16 protein-coding genes and 1 pseudogene are annotated in these 20,023 nt (G+C 66.9%); 11 read left to right on the plus strand and 6 right to left on the minus strand.

The annotated features are described in order from the left end of the window. Window positions 1-9: 9 nt before the first annotated feature. The 3 genes from ACQ858_RS12955 to scpA are packed head-to-tail and all read right to left on the minus strand — an operon-like array spanning window position 10 to window position 4,807. Entirely contained in the window at window positions 10-1,542 is a 1,533-nt protein-coding gene (locus tag ACQ858_RS12955) for an acyl-CoA carboxylase subunit beta (RefSeq protein WP_431273138.1), read from the minus strand. Between the two features lie 47 nt (window positions 1,543-1,589). Further along, window positions 1,590-2,645 carry a methylmalonyl Co-A mutase-associated GTPase MeaB gene (meaB, locus tag ACQ858_RS12960; RefSeq protein WP_431273139.1) on the minus strand — a complete coding sequence of 352 codons (1,056 nt, stop codon included), beginning with the start codon at window positions 2,643-2,645 and terminating at the stop codon, window positions 1,590-1,592. A gap of 2 nt (window positions 2,646-2,647) precedes the next feature. Beyond that, entirely contained in the window at window positions 2,648-4,807 is a 2,160-nt protein-coding gene (scpA, locus tag ACQ858_RS12965) for a methylmalonyl-CoA mutase (RefSeq protein WP_431273140.1), read from the minus strand. Window positions 4,808-4,914: 107 nt separating this feature from the next. Here scpA and ACQ858_RS12970 point away from each other — a divergent pair, with 107 nt between their 5' ends. Beyond that, window positions 4,915-5,580: a GntR family transcriptional regulator gene (locus tag ACQ858_RS12970; protein ID WP_431273141.1), complete on the plus strand. Its 666-nt coding sequence runs from the start codon at window positions 4,915-4,917 to the stop codon at window positions 5,578-5,580. A 148-nt stretch (window positions 5,581-5,728) separates the two neighbouring features. Here the strand turns inward: ACQ858_RS12970 and dusA are convergent, their stop codons facing one another. The 3 genes from dusA to ACQ858_RS12985 form a co-directional block, all read right to left on the minus strand. Then, the gene (dusA, locus tag ACQ858_RS12975) at window positions 5,729-6,733 is read right to left on the minus strand and encodes a tRNA dihydrouridine(20/20a) synthase DusA (RefSeq protein ID WP_431273142.1); all 1,005 of its coding nucleotides are present in this window, start codon (window positions 6,731-6,733) and stop codon (window positions 5,729-5,731) included. A gap of 70 nt (window positions 6,734-6,803) precedes the next feature. Then, on the minus strand, window positions 6,804-7,202 hold the full coding sequence (locus ACQ858_RS12980) for a hypothetical protein (protein ID WP_431273143.1): 399 nt from the start codon (window positions 7,200-7,202) through the stop codon (window positions 6,804-6,806). A 14-nt stretch (window positions 7,203-7,216) separates the two neighbouring features. Beyond that, window positions 7,217-8,365: a DUF2235 domain-containing protein gene (locus tag ACQ858_RS12985; RefSeq protein ID WP_431273144.1), complete on the minus strand. Its 1,149-nt coding sequence runs from the start codon at window positions 8,363-8,365 to the stop codon at window positions 7,217-7,219. 194 nt (window positions 8,366-8,559) lie between these two features. Here ACQ858_RS12985 and ACQ858_RS12990 point away from each other — a divergent pair, with 194 nt between their 5' ends. The 10 genes and pseudogenes from ACQ858_RS12990 (at window position 8,560) to xylB (ending at window position 20,008) form a co-directional block, all read left to right on the plus strand. Beyond that, complete coding sequence (locus ACQ858_RS12990) at window positions 8,560-9,777, plus strand: MFS transporter (RefSeq protein ID WP_431273145.1); 1,218 nt, start codon at window positions 8,560-8,562, stop codon at window positions 9,775-9,777. A gap of 71 nt (window positions 9,778-9,848) precedes the next feature. Then, a complete protein-coding gene (locus tag ACQ858_RS12995; protein WP_431276849.1) occupies window positions 9,849-11,015 on the plus strand; it encodes an MFS transporter in 1,167 nt (388 codons plus the stop codon). Window positions 11,016-11,184: 169 nt separating this feature from the next. Then, a complete protein-coding gene (locus tag ACQ858_RS13000) occupies window positions 11,185-12,492 on the plus strand; it encodes an ABC transporter substrate-binding protein (protein ID WP_431273146.1) in 1,308 nt (435 codons plus the stop codon). Window positions 12,493-12,606: 114 nt separating this feature from the next. Then, complete coding sequence (locus ACQ858_RS13005; protein ID WP_431273147.1) at window positions 12,607-13,464, plus strand: carbohydrate ABC transporter permease; 858 nt, start codon at window positions 12,607-12,609, stop codon at window positions 13,462-13,464. Between the two features lie 39 nt (window positions 13,465-13,503). Further along, window positions 13,504-14,297, plus strand: a pseudogene (locus tag ACQ858_RS13010) (carbohydrate ABC transporter permease). Window positions 14,298-14,318: 21 nt separating this feature from the next. After that, window positions 14,319-15,353, plus strand: a complete 1,035-nt coding sequence (locus ACQ858_RS13015; protein WP_431273148.1) for an ABC transporter ATP-binding protein — start codon at window positions 14,319-14,321, stop codon at window positions 15,351-15,353. Between the two features lie 9 nt (window positions 15,354-15,362). Then, complete coding sequence (gene dalD / locus ACQ858_RS13020; protein ID WP_431273149.1) at window positions 15,363-16,781, plus strand: D-arabinitol 4-dehydrogenase; 1,419 nt, start codon at window positions 15,363-15,365, stop codon at window positions 16,779-16,781. After that, window positions 16,778-17,566: an L-iditol 2-dehydrogenase gene (locus ACQ858_RS13025; protein ID WP_431273150.1), complete on the plus strand. Its 789-nt coding sequence runs from the start codon at window positions 16,778-16,780 to the stop codon at window positions 17,564-17,566. Before dalD ends, ACQ858_RS13025 begins: the two co-directional genes overlap by 4 nt. Window positions 17,567-17,593: 27 nt before the next feature. Next, entirely contained in the window at window positions 17,594-18,532 is a 939-nt protein-coding gene (locus tag ACQ858_RS13030) for an AraC family transcriptional regulator (protein ID WP_431273151.1), read from the plus strand. A 9-nt stretch (window positions 18,533-18,541) separates the two neighbouring features. Next, window positions 18,542-20,008: a xylulokinase gene (xylB, locus tag ACQ858_RS13035; protein WP_431273152.1), complete on the plus strand. Its 1,467-nt coding sequence runs from the start codon at window positions 18,542-18,544 to the stop codon at window positions 20,006-20,008. Window positions 20,009-20,023 lie beyond the last annotated feature (15 nt).

A 20,023-nucleotide genomic window follows, 5' to 3' on the forward strand; every position in this document is an offset into this window, starting at 1 on the left:
CTCGCGCGCTCAGAGGGGGATGTTGCCGTGCTTGCGCCACGGATTCTCTAGTTTCTTCTCGCGCAGCATCACGAGGCTGCGGCAGATGCGCTTGCGGGTTTCGCTCGGCAGGATCACGTCGTCGATGTAGCCACGCGCACCGGCCACGAACGGGTTGGCGAAGCGCGCCTTGTATTCGGCTTCGCGCGCGGCGAGCTTCTCGGGGTCGTTCTTGTCTTCGCGGAAGATGATCTCCACCGCGCCCTTCGCGCCCATCACCGCGATCTCGGCACGCGGCCAGGCGAGGTTCACGTCGCCGCGCAGATGCTTCGAAGCCATCACGTCGTACGCACCGCCATAGGCCTTGCGCGTGATGACGGTGATCTTCGGCACCGTGCACTCGGCGTAGGCATAGAGCAGCTTTGCGCCATGCTTGATGATGCCGCCGTACTCCTGGCTGGTGCCGGGCATGAAGCCGGGCACGTCGACGAAAGTCACGACCGGGATGTTGAACGCATCGCAGAAGCGCACGAAGCGCGCCGCCTTGATCGACGACTTGATGTCCAGGCAACCGGCCAGCACCAGCGGCTGGTTGGCGACGATGCCGATGCTCTGCCCTTCCATGCGCGCGAAGCCGATCACGATGTTCTTCGCGTAGTCGGGCTGCAGCTCGAAGAAGTCGCCGTCGTCGACCACCTTGAGGATCAGCTCCTTCATGTCGTAGGGCTTGTTCGGGTTGTCCGGCACCAGCGTGTCGAGCGACAGGTCGGCGCGGTCCGCCGGGTCGCCGCTCGGGCGCACCGGCGGCTTCTCGCGGTTGTTGAGCGGCAGATAGTTATAGAGGCGGCGCAGCATCATCAGCGCCTCGACGTCGTTCTCGAACGCCATGTCGGCGACGCCACTCTTGGTGGTATGGGTCGACGCGCCGCCGAGCTCCTCGGCCGTCACGTCCTCGTGCGTCACCGTCTTCACCACATCGGGGCCGGTCACGAACATGTAGGAGCTGTCCCTGACCATGAAGATGAAGTCGGTCATGGCCGGCGAATACACGGCGCCGCCCGCGCAGGGGCCCATGATCATGCTGATCTGCGGCACCACGCCGGAGGCCATCACGTTGCGCTGGAACACCTCGGCATAGCCGCCGAGCGAGGCCACGCCTTCCTGGATGCGCGCGCCACCCGAATCGTTGAGGCCGATCACCGGAGCGCCCACCTTCATGGCCTGGTCCATCACCTTGCAGATCTTCTCGGCATGCGCTTCGCTGAGCGCGCCGCCGAAGACGGTGAAGTCCTGGCTGAAGACGAACACGAGGCGGCCGTTGATCATCCCGTAGCCGGTGACCACGCCGTCACCCGGGATCTTGTTGTCGGCCATGCCGAAGTCGCTGGAGCGGTGCTCGACGAACATGTCCCACTCTTCGAAGGTGTTGTCGTCGAGCAGCAGCTCGATGCGCTCGCGTGCGGTCAGCTTGCCTTTGGCGTGCTGTGAATCGATGCGCTTCTGTCCACCGCCGAGCCGTGCCTGCTCGCGGCGCTTTTCGAGTTCTTCGAGGATTTCTTTCATGACTGTTCGTTGTCGGAGTTGATCTTGTTGAGTAGGTGGTCGGCAGGCTACGCCTGTCCGGCCTGGGACGCCAGAAGATTGCGCGCGGCGGTCGATGCGGGCAAGGTGCCGGCCGCCACCTGGGCGATGGCCCTGGGCAGCAGCTCACGCACCGCCGGATGCTGGCGGAAGGCCTGCTTGAGGCCGGCGTCGATGCGTTCCCACATCCACGCAAGCGCCTGCTTTTCGCGGCGCGCGGCGAGCCGGCCGTTGGCGGTCTGCAATGACTTGAATTCGAGAACGGCATCCCAGAACGCATCCACGCCAGTGCCGACCAACGCGCTGATCTGGATGACCTTGGGCTGCCACTGAACCTCCGGTGCGATCGATCCCGGTGCGGCGTGCGCCCCATGGACGACATGCGCATGCGCCGGATTGCCGTGGTGCCCGAAGAGGCGCAGCGCCGAGGTGATCTGCGCCTGCGCGCGGGTGGCCGCATCCTTGTCCAGATCGGCCTTGTTGATGACGACCAGGTCGGCGAGCTCCATGACGCCCTTCTTGATCGCCTGCAGGTCATCGCCGGCATTCGGCAACTGCAGCAGCACGAACATGTCCGTCATGCCCGAGACCGCGGTCTCGCTCTGGCCGACGCCGACCGTCTCGACGATCACGATGTCGTAGCCGGCGGCTTCGCACACCAGCATCGCCTCGCGCGTCTTCTCCGCGACGCCGCCGAGCGTGCCCGACGACGGGCTCGGCCGGATGTAGGCGCGCTCGTGCACCGAAAGCTTCTCCATTCGCGTCTTGTCGCCGAGGATGGAGCCGCCCGACACCGTCGACGACGGGTCGATGGTCAGCACCGCGACGCGATGCCCGCGCCCGATCAGGTACAGCCCCAGCGCCTCGATGAAGGTCGACTTGCCGACGCCCGGCACGCCCGAGATTCCCAGGCGGAACGACTTCCCCGTGTGCGGCAGCAAGGCCGTCAGCAGTTCGTCGGCCTGCGCCCGATGGTCGGCGCGGGTGCTTTCGAGCAGCGTGATCGTCTTGGCGATCGCTCGGCGCTGCGCAGGCCCTTCCGACGTCACCACGGATTCGACAGTGACGGGTGATCGAACCGGCATGCTCAGGCAGCAACGGCCGCGCGGATCTGCTCCAGCACGTCCTTGGCGCTGGCCGGGATCGGCGTGCCGGGGCCATAGATGCCCTTCACGCCGGCGTTGTACAGGAACTCGTAATCCTGGCGCGGGATCACGCCGCCCACGAACACGATGATGTCGTCGGCGCCCTGCTTCTTCAGTTCTTCGATGATGGCCGGCACCAGCGTCTTGTGGCCGGCCGCCAGCGTGCTGACGCCCACCGCATGCACGTCGTTCTCGATGGCCTGCCGCGCGCATTCCTCGGGCGTCTGGAAAAGCGGGCCCATGTCGACGTCGAAGCCGAGATCGGCGAAGGCGGTGGCGACGACCTTCGCGCCACGGTCATGGCCGTCCTGGCCGAGCTTGGAAATCATCACGCGCGGACGGCGGCCCTGCTCCTCGGCGAAGTCGGCGATCTCCTTCTGGAGCGCCTCCCAGCCTTCCGCCGAATCGTAGGCGGCAGCGTAGACACCGGTGACCTTCTGCGTATCGGCGCGATGACGGCCGTAGACCTTCTCGAGCGCGTCGCTGATCTCGCCGACGGTGGCGCGCAGGCGCACTGCCTTGATGCTCAGGTCGAGCAGGTTGCCCTGGCCGCTTTCCGCCGCCGCGGTGAGCGCATCGAGCGCCGCCTGCACCGCCGCACCATCGCGCTTGGCGCGGATGGCGTTCAGCCGGGCGATCTGGCTTTCGCGCACCTTGAGGTTGTCGATCTCGAGGATGTCGTGCGTGTCCTCGTCCTTGAGCTTGTACTTGTTGACGCCCACGATCACGTCCTTGCCCGAATCGATGCGCGCCTGCTTGTCGGCGGCGGCGGCCTCGATCTTGAGCTTGGCCCAGCCGCTGTCGACCGCGCGGGTCATGCCGCCCATGGCCTCGACCTCCTCGATGATCGTCCAGGCGGAGTCGGCCATGTCCTGCGTCAGCTTCTCCATCATGTAGCTGCCGGCCCAGGGATCGATCACGTTCGTGATGTGCGTCTCTTCCTGAATGATGAGCTGCGTGTTGCGCGCGATGCGGGCGCTGAATTCGGTCGGCAGCGCGATCGCCTCATCGAGCGCATTGGTGTGCAGGCTCTGCGTGCCGCCGAAGACCGCGGCCATGGCCTCGATCGTGGTGCGCACCACGTTGTTGTACGGGTCCTGCTCGGTGAGCGACCAGCCGGAGGTCTGGCAGTGGGTGCGCAGCATCAGGCTCTTGGGGTTCTTGGGCTCGAACTCCTTCATGATCCGGCACCACAGGAGGCGCCCCGCGCGCATCTTGGCGACTTCGAGATAGAAGTTCATGCCGATGGCCCAGAAGAAGCTCAGGCGCCCCGCGAAGTCGTCCACGTCGAGGCCCTTGGCGAGCGCCGTCTTCACGTATTCCTTGCCGTCCGCGAGCGTGAAGGCAAGTTCGAGCGCTTGGTTGGCGCCGGCTTCCTGCATGTGGTAGCCGCTGATCGAGATCGAGTTGAACTTCGGCATATTCCTGGCCGTGTACTCGATGATGTCGCCGATGATCCGCATCGACGGCTCGGGCGGGAAGATGTAGGTGTTGCGGACCATGAACTCCTTGAGGATGTCGTTCTGGATGGTTCCGCTGAGCTTGTCCTGCGCCACGCCCTGCTCTTCCGCCGCGACCACGTAGCCCGCGAGCACCGGCAGGACCGCGCCGTTCATCGTCATCGAGACACTGACCTTGTCGAGCGGGATCTGGTCGAACAGGATCTTCATGTCCTCGACCGAGTCGATCGCCACGCCGGCCTTGCCCACGTCGCCGGTCACGCGCGGATGGTCGCTGTCGTAACCGCGATGGGTGGCGAGGTCGAAGGCCACGCTCACGCCCTGGCCGCCGGCGGCGAGCGCCTTGCGGTAGAAGGCGTTCGATTCCTCGGCAGTCGAGAAGCCCGCGTACTGGCGGATGGTCCACGGACGCACCGCGTACATCGTGGCCTGCGGGCCGCGCAGGTAGGGCTCGAAGCCGGGCAGCGTGTCGGCGTACTTCAGCTCTTTGAGATCGGCGGCCGTGTACAGCGGCTTGACGGTGATGCCGTCCGGCGTGATCCAGTTCAATGCGTTCACGTCGCCGCCCGGCGCCGACTTGGCGGCGGCCTTGGCCCAGGCTTCGAGGGTGGCGGTGGGAAATTGCGGTTCGGGTTTGCTCATGGCGCCGTCTTGCTGTTGTCGGTCGGGTCTGGGGGTGAGCGCTCGAAGGCGCTGTTCGGAATAACCCGAGTCTAACCGATCTGTAATTATTAATTCAAACCCATTTTTTGGGTTACATTCCTAACCATGTCAGCCGCCACCCTTACCCCCGTGCGCTCTATGAAGAGGTCGCCGAGCTGCTCCGCCAGCGCATCTTCAAACGCGAGCTCGAACCGGGCAGCTGGATCGACGAACTCAAGCTGGCCGAGGAATACGGCATCAGCCGCACGCCGCTGCGCGAGGCGTTGAAGGTGCTCGCGGCCGAAGGCCTGGTGACGATGAAGGTCCGGCGCGGCGCCTACGTCACGGAGGTGTCGGAGAAGGACCTGGCCGATGTCTACCACCTGCTGAGCCTGCTGGAGAGCGACGCCGCAGGCGTGGTCGCCGAGCGCGCCACCGACGCCGAACTGGCCGAGCTCGAGGCGCTGCATCGGGAACTCGAAGCCGCGGCCGGGCCGGGCCAGGTGGATCGGGAGAACTTCTTTGCGATCAACGAGCGCTTTCACATGCGGCTGCTCGCGATCGCCAACAACCGCTGGCGCGACCAGGTCGTGGCCGACCTGCGCAAGGTGATGAAGCTCAACCGCCACAACTCGCTGCTCAAGTCCGGCCGGATCACCGAATCGCTCAAGGAGCACCGCGCCGTGATGGCCGCCATCAAGGAACGCGACCCGGCGACTGCGATGGCGCGCATGCAGCAGCACTTCCGCAACGGCCTCGAGGCCGCAGGCTGAGCGCGATCAGCCGGCCATGTGGGACAACAGCAGCACGCTGCACCGCGGACGGCGCGACGACACCACCGAGCGAGACGAACTGCGCCGCACCGCCATCGAGGACGTTCCCGAGGCACATCTCATGGCGGCCTGATCGAAGCGGTGCGCCTCAGGCGGCCTGCGCGAGCGGCTCGCGCGCGATCGCCATGACTTCGTGCGGCGTGCGCGACTTGAGCCGGTGGTCGCTCCAGACCCGGCGCCAGCGCCGCGCACCGGGGAGGCCGTTGCGCAGGCCGAGCATGTGGCGCGCGATGTTCGACCACGGCGTGCCGTGCTCGGCGGCTTCGCGCGCCATGTACTCGCACATCTGCGCTTCGACCTCCTCGCGCGTAAGAGCGGACGGTGCTTCGCCGAAGAAGACCGCATCCCACTCCGCGAGCCACCACGGGTTGTGGTAGGCCTCGCGCCCGACCATCACGCCATCGAGCAGCCGCAGATGCGCGCGCATCTGCGCGTTGTCGTTGAGCCCGCCGTTGATCGAGAAGCGCAGCGCCGGGAAATCGTGCTTGAGGCGGTGCACGATCTCATAGCGCAGCGGCGGCACTTCGCGGTTTTGCTTGGGCGACAGGCCCTTGAGCCACGCATTGCGCGCGTGGACGATGAAGGTATCGCACCCTGCTTCGCTCACCTTGCCGACGAAATCGCGCACGAATTCGTAGGTTTCGACCTTGTCGATGCCGATGCGGTGCTTGACCGTGACCGGCACGTCCACCACGTCGACCATCGCCTTCACGCAATCGGCGACGAGGTCCGGCTCGTTCATCAGGCAGGCGCCGAAGGCTCCGCGCTGCACCCGTTCGCTGGGGCAGCCGCAGTTGATGTTGATCTCGTCGTAGCCCCATTCCTGCCCCAGCTTCGCGCAATGCGCGAGATCGGCGGGCTCACTGCCGCCCAGTTGCAGGGCGACCGGATGTTCTTCGGCGCTGAAGCGCAGATGACGGGGAACGTCGCCATGGATCAGCGCGCCCGTCGTCACCATCTCGGTGTAGAGCAGCGCGCGGCGCGTGAGCAGGCGATGGAAGAAACGGCAGTGGCGGTCCGTCCAGTCCATCATGGGCGCCACGCTGACGCGCATGGCGGCGAGCTGTTGATTGGGTTGATCCTTGTCGATCATCGGGGAATTCAAAAGCGATCAGTTCCCCGCATTGTCCCAGCCCGGCACCGGCCCATGCCGGCGTCGGGCTTCAGTGCACCGTCGACCAGACAGTGGCGCGGCACCTCGGCTGATCTTGGGGCGGCAGGAAGTTGCAGTTTTCCAAAGCTCGCCGCTGCATGTCGCTCAGCCTTGGCTGGTTGCGCCGGGGCGGCGGCGGCTGGTGCCAGTTCGGCGGCGGCTGATGCCAGTTCTGACCCGGCCCGCGGCGCACCCAGCGCCTTCCCTGGCCGCGCTGCCAGCCCTGGTCCCACATGCAGCGCTCGAAGTTGTGGCTGCGGCTGCAGAAATGGAGATCGCGATCGAACTGCGGGCTGTTGTGCCATTGGGCCATCGCGGTCCCGGAGCCCGTCAGGCCGGCAAGGGCCAGCAGGGCCGCTGTGATCAGTTTCTTCGTGGTCATGCCGAAAAGTACCTCAATCAGCGCCACGACGCGCGAACTCCCTACGCCTTGACAAACCTCGGATCGAGTTGCCGGCCATTGAGCAGCGGCGCGAGGTTCGCCGGCGGCTGGTAGGCCGCGAACTGGACAAGGTACGCCTGCACGCTCGGATGAAACAGCGCATTCGCCGGGAGCACGCGCGGCGCATGCGGCCGAATGTCGAAGGGCGGGTCGCGGTACGGCGTGTGGATCGGCCCGAAGGCGAAGGGCTCGGTCGCCTCGTACCGCGGCGAGATCGCGACGCCGCTGTCACGCAGGCGCGCGATCATCCAGTCGAGCGACAGGGTCGGCAGCTCCCAGGTCGGATAGCCGCCGCCGACGTCGGCATGCGCGCCGGCGAACCAGCGCTGCCGGATGCCGTCCCGGTCGTCCCACAAGGTCGGCTCGAAGTCGCTGCGCTGCTCGTCGATCGCAAGCGCGTGGAAGCCCGACTTGACCTTGACCGACAGCGCCCGGTCCGCGAACTCGAAGATGTCGACCTTCGACGCATCGGCCAGATCGTAGGTCGGCACGCCGAGCGCGCCGACAGTGTCCCAGACGGCGACGGCCTCGATGCCGACGTTCTGAACCAGCCGGTTCAGGTCGATCTTCTCGGACTTGAACTCCTCCAGGTAGCCGAGCAGCGTGCTCTGCTTGCCCATCACCTTGCGAAAGCGTGCCCACACGAAGATGCCGAGCTTGTAGGCCTTCTCGAAATCGTAGGCCCCGTCGTCTCCGCACATCGCGTCCAGCGGCAGCAGGCCCATCCTGGCGATCATCCCGGCCAGCGCCCGCACGGTGTAGGCACCGCGGCTGAACCCGACCAGGTAGATCCGGTCGTCCGGCGCGTAGTTGCGCGAGATGAAGGTGTAGCCGCGCACGATGCGCTCGATGAAGCCCTCGCCGAACACGCCGCCGAGGATCTTGCGGATGAGGTTCTGCGAATCGCCGACGCCGTGCAGGTACTTGGCGATCTGCGTGACCTTGGCGTCGGGGCCGGCGGCGACCTTTTCCTGCTCGTCCTGCCTGCGCAGCGAATCGGCGGTGACGTCGCCTGCAAGCGTGGCGAACAGGCGCAGCACGTTGGTTGCATCGGCCTGCACGTCCTGGCCGTCGCCCTGCCCGAGGCCGTTCCATGTGCCGTCGGCGCAGAAGATGATGTTCTTCGACATGACGCGCTCCCTTTCATCCTGAGTGCGCCGCACCCGGCGCACAGGCAGTGTGCGCCGCTTCGTACGCGGCAGGCCATGCGCCATTCGCTGTATGCCTCGCGGCGCGTTCGTCCGGGGCCCTGCAAGCTGGCGGCAGAAGTGCTAAGGTGCCGGCCCCTCGGGTTAACCCTCAACAAGCGTCGAAAGAGTCCGTCTTGCCGCACACCGCCACCCCCACCGGCCTTTCCACCGGCCTCACGTTCCTGTTCGCCGTGGCATGCGGGCTCTGCGTCGCCAACATCTACTTCGCACAGCCGCTGATCGGCCCGATCGCCGCGACGCTGCAGCTCCATGCGGGACTTGCAGGGCTGATCATGACCCTGACCCAACTCGGCTACGGAACCGGCCTGCTGCTGCTCGTGCCGCTGGCCGACGTCGTGGAGAACCGCCGGTTGATCATCTTCGCGATGGCCGGCGCCGTGCTCGGGCTGGTGGGGATCACGCAGTCGAATTCCGCGGCGACCTTCCTCGCCGCGTCCTTCCTGGTCGGCACCTGCGCGGTGGCGGCGCAGGTGCTGGTTCCGCTGGCCTCGCATCTCGTGCCCGAAGCGACGCGCGGCAAGGTGGTCGGCAACATCATGGCGGGGTTGCTCGCAGGGATCATGCTGGCGCGGCCTTTCTCCAGCGTCGTCGCCTCGGCGCTCGGATGGCGCGCGGTGTTCGCGATCTCCGCGGTGCTGATGGCGGCACTCGCGCTCGTGCTCTGGCGGGCGCTGCCGCAGCGCCGGCCGCATGCCTCGTTCGGCTATGCGCGCACGATGGCATCGCTGCCGGGCATCGTCTGGCGCACGCCGCTGCTGCGGCGCCGGGCGTTCTACCAGGGAATGATGTTCGCGGGCTTCCAGGCGTTCTGGACCGCGGTACCGCTGGCGCTCGCACGCGAGTTCGGCATGGGCCAGGCCGGCATCGCGCTCTTCGCGCTCGCGGGTGCGGCCGGTGCGCTCGCCGCCCCCTGGGCCGGCCGCCTGGCGGACCGGGGCCTGACGCGGCCGGCGACCGGCTGGGCCATGGCCACCGCGCTGCTGTCATTCGCACTGGGCGCGGTCGGGGTGCATTTCAGGTCGCTGGCCGCACTGGTCGCGGCCGGCATCCTGCTCGACGGCGCCGTGCAGCTGTGCAACGTGCTCAGCCTGCGCAGCCTCTACGTGCTCGCGCCCGAATTGCGCGGGCGGCTCAATGGCCTCTTTCTCACCTTCATCTTTCTGTGCGCGGCGGTGGCCTCCGGGCTGGCGGCGGCCGTCTATGCCTTTCACGGCTGGAACGGCCTGAGCCTGCTCGGCGGCGGCTTCGCGGTCGTGGCGCTGCTGTTCTATGCGACGGAATTCCGCCGGAATGCCCTTTCGCGGGCCGTCTCGGAGCGCCTCCCGGGATAATCAGGGTTAACCCTAGTTCGCCCTGCCCAATGACCACCCCCGCCGAGACGCCGCCCGCCGCTTCATCCCGCATGCCCATCGCCCTGCTGGCGCTCGCCGCCGCCGCGTTCGCGATCGGCACCAGCGAATTCGTCGTGATGGGGCTCTTGCCCGACATGGCGCTCGACCTCGGCGTCACGCTGTCGCAGGCGGGCCTGCTGGTCACCGGCTACGCGATGGGCGTGGTCATCGGCGCACCGGTCTTCGCGGTCGCGACCGCGCGCCTGCCGCGCAAGGCCACGCTGATTGCACTGGCCTCGCTGTTCGTGCTGGGCAATCTTCTGTGCGCGCTGGCGCCGAACTACGGCCTGCTGATGGCCGCGCGCGTGGTCACTGCGCTGGCGCACGGCACTTTCTTCGGGATCGGATCGGTGGTCGCCGCCGGACTGGTCGCGCCCAACAAGCACGCGCAGGCCATCGCGCTGATGTTCACAGGACTCACGCTCGCCAATGTGCTGGGCGTGCCGCTCGGCCGGATCATCGGCGAGCACCACGGCTGGCGGATGACCTTCGCGGCCATCGTGCTGATCGCGCTGGCCGCGGTCGTCTCGCTCGTCGCGCTGCTGCCGCGGCACATCGAGATGCAGAAGGGCGACATCCTGCGCGAGTTCACCGTGCTCGCGGACGGGCGCGTGCTGCTGGCGCTCGCGACCAGCGCGTTGGCCTCGGCGAGCCTGTTCGTCGTCTTCACCTACATCGCGCCACTGCTCACGCAGGCGAGTGGCTTCTCGACTGGAGCGGTCGCGCCGATCCTGCTTCTGCTGGGCGTCGGGCTCACCATCGGCAGCACGGTCGGCGGACGGCTCGGCGACCGGCGGCTCGTCCCCTCGCTGCTGCTGGTGCTGGGCCTCAACGCGGCGGTGCTCGGGCTGATGCATTTCGTGCTCCCGATGCGCGCGCCGACCGTGGTGACGATGCTGCTGTGGACCACGTTGTCCTTCGCACTCGTGCCGTTGCTGCAGACGCTCATCGTCCATCACGCGAGCGCGGCCCCGAATCTTGCCTCGACCCTGAACCAGGGTGCCTTCAATCTCGGCAATGCCGCCGGCGCGTGGATCGGCAGCGGCATGCTCGCGGCCGGCGTGCCGCTGACGGACCTGCCATGGGCCGGCGCGGCGATCACGCTGGGCGCTCTGGCGCTGGCCGCATGGAGCCGCCGCCTCGGCGAGCGCGCAACCGCGTCGCTGCAGGCCGCCTAACCCGGCGTTCGAACCTCCGATACATCCCTGCTTGCTCGAGCTAGGGAAGTCACCAATCAATTGGTGCATCTGAGTATTGGCAGCGGCTATCCGAGTACCAAACCCGCAATTCGGAGTCTCCAGAATCCGACCACGGCGACCCGCTGTCGTCGATCCCAAGGAGACAAACATGAAGCGTTTTCTGAAGGCGGGCCTGGCGCTCGCGATTGCGGGCACGGGCTTGGCGCATGCGGCCACCGAACTGGTCATCGCGACCGTGAACAACGGCCACATGATCGAGATGCAGAAGCTCGGCAAGTTCTTCGAGCAGGCGAATCCCGACATCAAGCTGAAGTGGGTCACGCTGGAGGAAGGCACGCTGCGCCAGCGTGTGACGACCGACATCGCCACCAAGGGCGGCCAGTTCGACGTGATGACCATCGGCATGTACGAAACGCCGATCTGGGCCAAGAAGGGCTGGCTGGTTCCGATCGCCACGGATGCCGCCTACGACGTCGACGACCTGCTCCCGGCGATGCGCAACGGCCTGTCCGCCGACGGCAAGCTCTACGCCGCGCCGTTCTACGGTGAGAGCTCGATGCTCATGTACCGCAAGGACCTCGCGGACAAGGTCGGCTTCAAGATGCCGGAACAGCCGACCTGGACGCAGGTGAAGGAGCTCGCCGGCAAGATCCACGACCCGAAGAACGGCGTCTACGGCATCTGCCTGCGCGGCAAGCCGGGCTGGGGCGACAACATGGCGCTCCTGACTACCATGGTCAACACCAACGGCGGCCAGTGGTTCGACACGAGCTGGAAGCCGCAGATCGACACCAAGCCCTGGCATGACGCGATCAGCTTCTACGTCGATCTGATGAAGGCCTACGGCCCGCCCGGCGCTTCGGCCAACAGCTTCAACGAGAACCTCGCGCTCTTCAACGAAGGCAAGTGCGGCATGTGGGTGGACGCGACCATCGCGGCCTCGTTCGTGAGCGATCCGAAGCAGTCGAAGGTGGCCGACAAGGTCGCATTCGCGCAAGCGCCGACTGCCGTGACGCCGAAGGGTGCGAACTGGCTCTGGGCCTGGGCGCTCGCGATTCCCGCGGGTTCGCAGAAGGTCGATGCGGCGCAGACCTTCATCAAGTGGGCCACGTCGAAGGACTACATCAACCTCGTCGCGAAGGAAGAAGGCTGGGGGTCGGTTCCGACCGGCACGCGCAAGTCGACCTATGCCTCGCCCGAATTCATCAAGGCCGCGCGCTTCGCCGAGGCCGAGAAGAAGGCGATCGACACCGCGAACCCGAACGACAGCACGCTGCCCAAGTCGCCCTACGTCGGCGTGCAGTACGCGGCGATTCCGGAGTTCCAGGCGATCGGCGTGGCAGTCGGGCAGCAGATGAGCGCGGCGCTGTCGGGGAAGGTCACGGTCGACCAGGCGCTGAAGACTTCGCAAACCACGGCCGAGCGCGAGATGAAGAAGGCCGGGTATTACAAGTAACCCCCCAGGCTCCGCGCATTTCATGTCGCTCCTCCACCCCCTGCCGGGGGCGCAGCCAGCGGACCGGCGGAGCCGGTTCCGCGGCTGCTCCCGACCAAATCACTGGACGCGCCAATGAACCGCCTGCTGCCCCGCGCATTGATGGCGCCGGCCGTGGCGGTGCTGGTCCTCTGGATGCTGGCGCCGCTGTTGATGACGATCTACTTTTCGTTCGTCAACTACAACCTCATGCAGCCCGGCGAGCGCACCTTCAACGGGCTTGCCAACTTCGAGTACTTCATCACCGACCCGGACTTCTGGCCCGCGGTGTGGAACACGCTGATGCTGATCGGCAGCGTGATCGCCATCACGGTGGTGCTCGGGGTGGCGCTCGCGCTGCTGGTCAACGAACCCTTTCCGGGACGCGGCATCGTGCGGGTGCTGCTGATCTCGCCCTTCTTCGTGATGCCCACGGTGAACGCGCTGCTGTGGAAGCACATGATGATGAACCCGATCTACGGCATCCTCGCCGACGTGTGGCGCACCTTCGGCGCGGAGCCGATCGACTGGCTCACGGACCTTCCGCTGTTCTCGGTGATCGTGATGGTGGCGTGGCAGTGGCTGCCGTTCGCCTGCCTGATCTTCATCACCTCGCTGCAATCGCTCGACCGCGAGCAGATGGAAGCCGCTCGCATGGACGGCGCCACGGCCGTCCAGCGCTTCGGCTACCTCACGCTGCCGCACCTCGCACGGCCGATGGCGGTGGTGATCATGATCGAGATGATCTTCCTGCTCTCCGTGTTCGCCGAGATCGCGATCACGACCGCCGGCGGCCCCGGCAACGAGAGCACGAACCTCACGTACATGATCTTCAAGCAGTCGCTGATGAACTTCGATGTGGGCGTGGCCTCTGCGGGTGCACTGTTCGCGGTGGTGCTGGCCAACATCGTGGCGGCCTTCCTGATCCGCATCATCGGCAAGAACCTCGACTGAAGGGACGGACGCCATGGACGAAAGCCGCCTCCCCTCATCCTGCGCACCGTCGGCGCGTGGATCGTCACCCTGCTGCTCTTCTTCCCGCTGGGCTGGCTGGTTCTGACCTCGTTCAAGACCGAGCTGCAGGCGATCCACGTGCCGCCGCTGTTCTTCTTCGAGCCCACGCTGGAGAACTTCGCCGAAGTGCAGCGGCGCAGCGACTACCTGCTGTTCGCGAAGAACTCGGTCATCACCAGCATCGGCTCGACGATCATCGGCCTCGCGATCGCGGCGCCGGCTGCCTACTCAATGGCCTTCTTCCGCACGAAGCGCACACGCGACATCCTGATGTGGATGCTCTCCACCAAGATGATGCCCGCCGTCGGCGCGCTGGTGCCGATCTACGTGATCGCGCAGACCGCGGGCCTCCTCGACACGCGCACCGCGCTCACCGTCGTCTTCACGCTCTCGAACCTGCCGATCATGGTGTGGATGCTCTACACGAGCTACAAGGACATCCCCCCGAGATCCTCGAAGCCGCGCGCATGGACGGCGCGAACCTGTGGACCGAGTTCCGCCACGTGGTGCTGCCGCTGTCCATCGGCGGGCTCGCCTCCACCGGCCTGTTGTGCCTGATCCTGAGCTGGAACGAAGCCTTCTGGGCGCTCAACCTCAGCTCCGCAAAGGCCGGAACGCTGGCGACCATGATCGCTTCGTACTCGAGCCCCGAAGGACTCTTCTGGGCCAAGCTCTCCGCCGCTTCGGTGATGGCGATCGCGCCGATCGTGGTGTTCGGCTGGTTCAGCCAGAAGCAGTTGGTCCAAGGTTTGACCTTCGGCGCAGTGAAGTAACGAATCAGAGAGGACATGAAGATGGCCTACCTCCAACTCGACAACATCCAGAAGAGCTTCGGCGACACGCACGTCATCAAGGGCGTGAACCTCGAGATCGACAAGGGCGAGTTCATCGTGTTCGTCGGTCCCTCGGGCTGCGGCAAGTCGACGCTGCTGCGGCTGATCGCGGGGCTCGAATCGATCACCAGCGGCAAGCTCTCGCTGGATGGCAAGGACATCACGCACACGCCGTCGGGAAAGCGCGATCTCGCGATGGTGTTCCAGAGCTATGCGCTCTATCCGCACATGAGCGTGTACGACAACATGTCCTTCGCGCTCAAGCTCGCGAAGGTGTCGAAGGACGTGATCAAGAGCAAGGTGGAGTACGCGGCGAAGACGCTCAACCTCACGCAGTACCTGGGCCGCACGCCGAAAGAACTCTCCGGCGGCCAGCGGCAGCGCGTCGCGATCGGCCGCGCGATCGTGCGCGCACCCAAGGTGTTTCTCTTCGACGAGCCGCTCTCCAACCTCGATGCCGCCCTGCGCGGCAACACGCGCGTGGAAATCCACAAGCTGCACCGCGCGCTCGGTGCAACCAGCATCTATGTCACCCACGACCAGGTCGAGGCGATGACGCTGGCCGACCGCGTGGTGGTGCTGCGCGACGGCCTCATCGAGCAGGTCGGCACGCCGATGGAGCTCTACGACCGCCCCGCGAACCAGTTCGTCGCACAGTTCATCGGCATGCCGTCGATGAACATGGTGCAGGCCAAGGCGATCCCGAGCTTCTCGGCGCTCACGGGCGGAAAGCTTCCTTCGGACGGGTTCCTCGGCGTGCGACCCGAGCAGCTGCATGTGCATCGCAACGGCCACGGCGGTGGCGCGTCGGCGCAAGTCGACCTCATCGAGGCGCTCGGCGCAGACACACTGATCCACGTCAACGTCGATGGCGTGCCGCTCATCGCGCGGCAGAACGAGCGCACCGAACTCCAGCCCGGCGATGCGGTCAGCGTCGAGCTCGATCCGTCCGTGCTCCACTTTTTCAACCGCGACGGCCGTGCGGTCGCCGCCTGAGCTGCTTCCATGGCCCATCCTGCTCCCTCCGAACTCGTGGTGCTTCACCTCGGGCTCGGCTCATTTCATCGCGCGCATCAGGCCATGTACCTCCAGGCGCTGATCGACGCAGGCGATACACGCTGGTCGCTCGCGGGCGCGAACCTGCGGCCGGACATGGCCGATGTCGAATCCGCACTCATCAAACAGGGCGGCCAATACACGCTCGAAACCGTGTCGCCGGCCGGCGAGTACCGCTACCAGCGCATCGAATCGATCCGCGAAGTGCTCGCCTTCGACCCGTCGCTCGCCGCGGTGACGGCGTGCGGGGCCGATCCACGCACGCGGGTGATCTCGTTCACCGTGACCGAAGCGGGCTACTACCTCGACCCGGCGGACCGACTCGACTTCGGCGCCGCCGATCTCGCAGCCGACCTCGATCGCGCGCGACGCGGCGAAGCCGGCACGACCATCTACGGGGCGGTCTGCGCAATCCTGCGCGCGCGCCGCGCCGCGAACGCGGGCGCAGTGACGCTGCTGAACTGCGACAACCTCCGACACAACGGCGAGCGCTTCCGCAAGGGCCTGCTCGCCTTCATCGAGAAAGCGGGGGACACCCAACTCCTCGAATGGGTCTGCACGCAGACGACGAGCCCCAACGCGATGGTCGACCGCATCACGCCCCGGCCGCCGCCGGAACTGAGGCAGCGCGTGCTGCAGGCCACCGGCTGGGACGACGCCGCGCCGGTCACCGGCGAGAGCTTCATCCAGTGGGTGATCGAGGACGACTTCGCGAACGGCCGGCCCGACTGGGGCCGCGTCGGCGTTCAACTGGTCGAGTCGGTTGCGCCCTACGAGGAAGCGAAGATCCGCATCCTCAACGCCAGCCACAGCTGCATCGCGTGGGCCGGCACGCTCGCGGGCTTCCGGTACATCCACGAAGGCACCTACGACGCCGAGATCCGCCGCATGGCCTTCGACTACGTGACGGACGACGTGATCCCCTGCCTGCATTCGCCGGAGCGCCCGAGCCCGGTCGACCTGCCGGCCTACCGCGACGTGGTGCTCGAACGCTTCGGCAACCCGGCGATCCGCGACACCAACCAGCGGGTGGCGATGGACGGGTTCTCGAAGACCTCCGGCTTCATCGCACCGACGGTGCGCGAGCGGCTCGCGCGCGGCGAGCGCATCGACGGCGTCGCGATGCTGCCCGCGCTGTTCCTCGCCTTCCTGCAACGTTGGCACCGGGGCGCGCTGCCGTACGCCTATCAGGATCAGGGCATGGACGAGGCGGCGGCGCACGCGATCTGCGATGCCGCCGATCCGGTGGCTGCGCTGGCCGCCAACCGCACCCTGTGGGGCGAGACGGCCGGTGATGTGCGGCTGGTCGAGGCATTGCGCAAGGCCGATGCGCGGGTGCAGGCCTTCATCCGGGGGCGCACGGCATGAGCGGCCGTCTCGCAGAGCGCCATGTTCTGATCACCGGTGCGGGCGGCGGCATCGGGCTCGCGATCGCCGCGGCCTGCCTCGCCGAAGGTGCGCGCTGCACGTTGGCGGACTTGCCGGCGAACCCTTCCGAGGGCGTGGAGCGGTTGCGCCGCAAATATCCGCAGGCGCTCGTCTACGTCGAGACCGACGTGACGCAGGCGCCCTCGGTCGGCGGCATGCTCCATGTGGCGCGCGCGGCCCACGGCCCGATCCATACGCTGGTCAACAACGCCGCGATCTTCGACATGGCGCCGCTGCTGCAGAGCGACGAGGCCTCGTTCGATCGCCTGTTCGCGGTCAACGTCAAAGGCATGTTCTTCGTGATGCAGAGGGTGCTGCAGCACATGATCGACGAAGGCGTGAAAGGTGCTTCGGTCATCAACATGGCCTCGCAGGCCGGGCGGCGCGGCGAAGCACTGGTGTCGCACTACTGCGCGACCAAGGCGGCGGTGATCAGCTACACGCAGAGCGCCGCGCTCGCGATGGCGCCGCACGGCATCCGCGTGAACGCGATCTCGCCAGGCGTGGTCGATACGCCGATGTGGAACCATGTCGATTCGCTCTTTGCGAAATTCCAGAACCTCCCGCCCGGCGAGAAGAAGCGGCAGGTGGGCCTGGAAGTCCCTCTCGGCCGCATGGGTGCACCCGACGACATCGCGGGCGCCGCGGTATTCCTCGCGAGCGACGAAGCCCGCTACATCACCGCACAGACACTCAATGTCGACGGTGGTAACGTCATGAATTGATGAAGGGGTTCTGCCTGGGAACGTTCCATGACATCGGCGCGCCAACGTCACCTTCCCCGCCACCGCGAGCCCGAGCTGGAGCGCGAGATCACGCGCTCGCCCTCGCTCGGCTACGAAGCGCCGGAGGAGTCCGGCCTCGTGCGGTGCCTTGCGCACGGAGTTCCGAGCCCGCTCGTGCGCTGGCACTTCCACGAAGAATACGAGCTGCACCTCATCACCGAGACCTCCGGCCGCGCCTTCGTGGGCGACTGGATCGGCCCCTTCCAGCCGGGCCACCTGGTGCTGTGCGGGCCGCGGCTGCCGCACAACTGGCTGTCGCTCGATGCGCCCGAAGGCGGCGTGCCCGAGCGCGATCGCGTGATCCAGTTCCGGCACGAGCCGATCGAGAGCGCGGCGTCCGACATCCCCGAGCTGCGCGAGGTGCTGCAGTTGCTGGAGCGCTCGCGGCACGGCATCGAGTTCTTCGGTCTCGCGGACCGCGCGCTCGAGCACTGGGAACAAGTCAAGGCCACGCATGGGCTGCAACGCCTTGCGCGCTTCCTCGAATACCTGGCCGAACTGGTGAAGTGCACCGACTACCGGCTGCTGTCCAACGTGCAGATGCAGGGGGTCGAAGGTGATGCCGAGGTCGACCAGATCAACGTGATCGTCAACCGCATCACCTCGAACCTCGCGGAGCCGATCGTGATGTCCGACATCGCCACCGAACTGGGCATGAGCGAAAGCCGCTTCAGCCGCTTCTTCAAGCGATCGACGGGCAACAGCTTCACCGACTTCGTGAACCGCGTGCGCATCAACAGCGCCTGCCACCTGCTGATGCAGACCGACCACTACGTGACGGACATCTGCTACCAGGTCGGCTTCAACAACGTCGCCAACTTCAATCGGCGATTCCTCGAAATCAAGGGCATGACGCCGACCGAGTTCCGTCGGCAGAGCGACAGCCGCTACAGCAATCTCGCCTGAAGGATGACCATGTACCTCGGGCTCGATCTCGGCACCTCGGAGCTGAAGGCGCTGCTGCTGGCCGACGACCACCGCATCGTGGCACTCGCGCGTGCGCCGCTGACCGTGAGCCGGCCGCAGCCGCTGTGGTCGGAGCAGTCGCCCTCGCAGTGGTGGGAAGCCCTCGAAACCGCGATGGCGTCGCTGCGGCGGACCAACGCGGATTCGCTCGCGTCGGTGCGGGCGATCGGGCTTTCGGGCCAGATGCACGGCGCGGTCGCGCTCGATGCGGCCGGCCAGGTGCTGCGTCCCGCGATCCTCTGGAACGATGGCCGCAGCGCCGCGCAATGCGATGAATTGACGGCGCTCGTGCCGCATCTGGCCGACATCACCGGCAATCTCGCGATGCCGGGCTTCACCGCGCCGAAGCTGCTATGGATGCGCAAGCACGAGCCCGATCTGTTCGCGCGGACGGCCTCGGTCCTGCTGCCGAAGGACTGGCTGCGCCACATGCTCAGCGGCACGCGCGCGAGCGACATGTCCGATGCGTCCGGCACGCTGTGGCTCGACGTGGCGGCACGCGACTGGTCGGACGAAATCCTCGCCGCATGCGGACTCGCCGGGCAACACATGCCCGCGCTCGTCGAAGGCAGCGCGGTCGCGGGCAGGCTCAAGCCCGAACTGGCGGCACGCTGGGGACTGCCCGCCGGCATCCCGATCGCCGGGGGCGGTGGCGACAACGCGGCGAGCGCGGTCGGCATGGGTCTCGTGTCGGCCGGGCAGGGCTTCGTTTCGCTCGGCACCTCGGGCGTGATCTTCGTGTGCGGCGACCGCTTCGCGCCCGATCCGGCGCGCGCGGTGCATGCCTTCTGCCATGCCTTGCCGGGCCGGTGGCACCAGATGGCGGTGATGCTTTCGGCATCGAGTGCGGTGACCTGGGCCGCGCGCAGTTTCGGGCTGGGCAACGAAAGCGCGCTGCTGGCCGCGGCGGCGACGGTCGCCGCGGACGGCCGGCGTCGCGCGCCCATCTTTCTGCCGTACCTGTCCGGCGAACGCTCGCCCCACAACGACGCGAATGCACAGGGCGTGCTCATCGGCCTCACGCATGCGCACGGGCCGGCGGAGATCGCCTACGCGGTGGTGGAAGGCGTGAGCTTCGGCCTTCGCGACGGACTGGACACGCTTCAAAAGGCCACCGGCGACCTGATGCTGGTCGGCGGCGGCGCGCGCAGCGCCTGGTGGGCACAACTGCTCGCCGACATCCTCCAGGTGCCGCTCGCGGTGTGCGAAGGCGGCGAGGCCGGCGGCGCACTGGGCGCGGCGCGGCTCGCCCGGCTGGCGGATGGCGGATCGGAAGCGGCCGTCTGCCTCCAGCCGCCGGTGCGGCAGCGCTTCGAGCCGGAGGCCTCGTCGCGGGATATCCACGCCGTGCGACACCTGCGCTTCAAGGCGCTGTACGCGGCTTTGCGCGCGGGTTTCGCGACAGCCGGCGCGTGAAACCCGGCTGCCGGC

It is taken from the genome of Variovorax ureilyticus, from assembly GCF_050632185.1.
In the GTDB taxonomy this organism is placed as follows: domain Bacteria; phylum Pseudomonadota; class Gammaproteobacteria; order Burkholderiales; family Burkholderiaceae_C; genus Variovorax; species Variovorax ureilyticus_A.

Excerpts from the sequence above, each read along its gene's own strand:
- dalD (WP_431273149.1), top strand. The coding sequence starts at position 15,363 with ATGGCCCATCCTGCTCCCTCCGAACTCGTGGTGCTTCACCTCGGGCTC.
- xylB (WP_431273152.1), top strand. The coding sequence starts at position 18,542 with ATGTACCTCGGGCTCGATCTCGGCACCTCGGAGCTGAAGGCGCTGCTG.
- ACQ858_RS13015 (WP_431273148.1), top strand. The coding sequence starts at position 14,319 with ATGGCCTACCTCCAACTCGACAACATCCAGAAGAGCTTCGGCGACACG.
- ACQ858_RS12955 (WP_431273138.1), bottom strand. The coding sequence starts at position 1,542 with ATGAAAGAAATCCTCGAAGAACTCGAAAAGCGCCGCGAGCAGGCACGG.
- ACQ858_RS13030 (WP_431273151.1), top strand. The coding sequence starts at position 17,594 with ATGACATCGGCGCGCCAACGTCACCTTCCCCGCCACCGCGAGCCCGAG.
- scpA (WP_431273140.1), bottom strand. The coding sequence starts at position 4,807 with ATGAGCAAACCCGAACCGCAATTTCCCACCGCCACCCTCGAAGCCTGG.
- ACQ858_RS13025 (WP_431273150.1), top strand. The coding sequence starts at position 16,778 with ATGAGCGGCCGTCTCGCAGAGCGCCATGTTCTGATCACCGGTGCGGGC.
- meaB (WP_431273139.1), bottom strand. The coding sequence starts at position 2,645 with ATGCCGGTTCGATCACCCGTCACTGTCGAATCCGTGGTGACGTCGGAA.
- ACQ858_RS12985 (WP_431273144.1), bottom strand. The coding sequence starts at position 8,365 with ATGTCGAAGAACATCATCTTCTGCGCCGACGGCACATGGAACGGCCTC.
- ACQ858_RS13000 (WP_431273146.1), top strand. The coding sequence starts at position 11,185 with ATGAAGCGTTTTCTGAAGGCGGGCCTGGCGCTCGCGATTGCGGGCACG.
- ACQ858_RS12995 (WP_431276849.1), top strand. The coding sequence starts at position 9,849 with ATGCCCATCGCCCTGCTGGCGCTCGCCGCCGCCGCGTTCGCGATCGGC.
- dusA (WP_431273142.1), bottom strand. The coding sequence starts at position 6,733 with ATGATCGACAAGGATCAACCCAATCAACAGCTCGCCGCCATGCGCGTC.
- ACQ858_RS13005 (WP_431273147.1), top strand. The coding sequence starts at position 12,607 with ATGAACCGCCTGCTGCCCCGCGCATTGATGGCGCCGGCCGTGGCGGTG.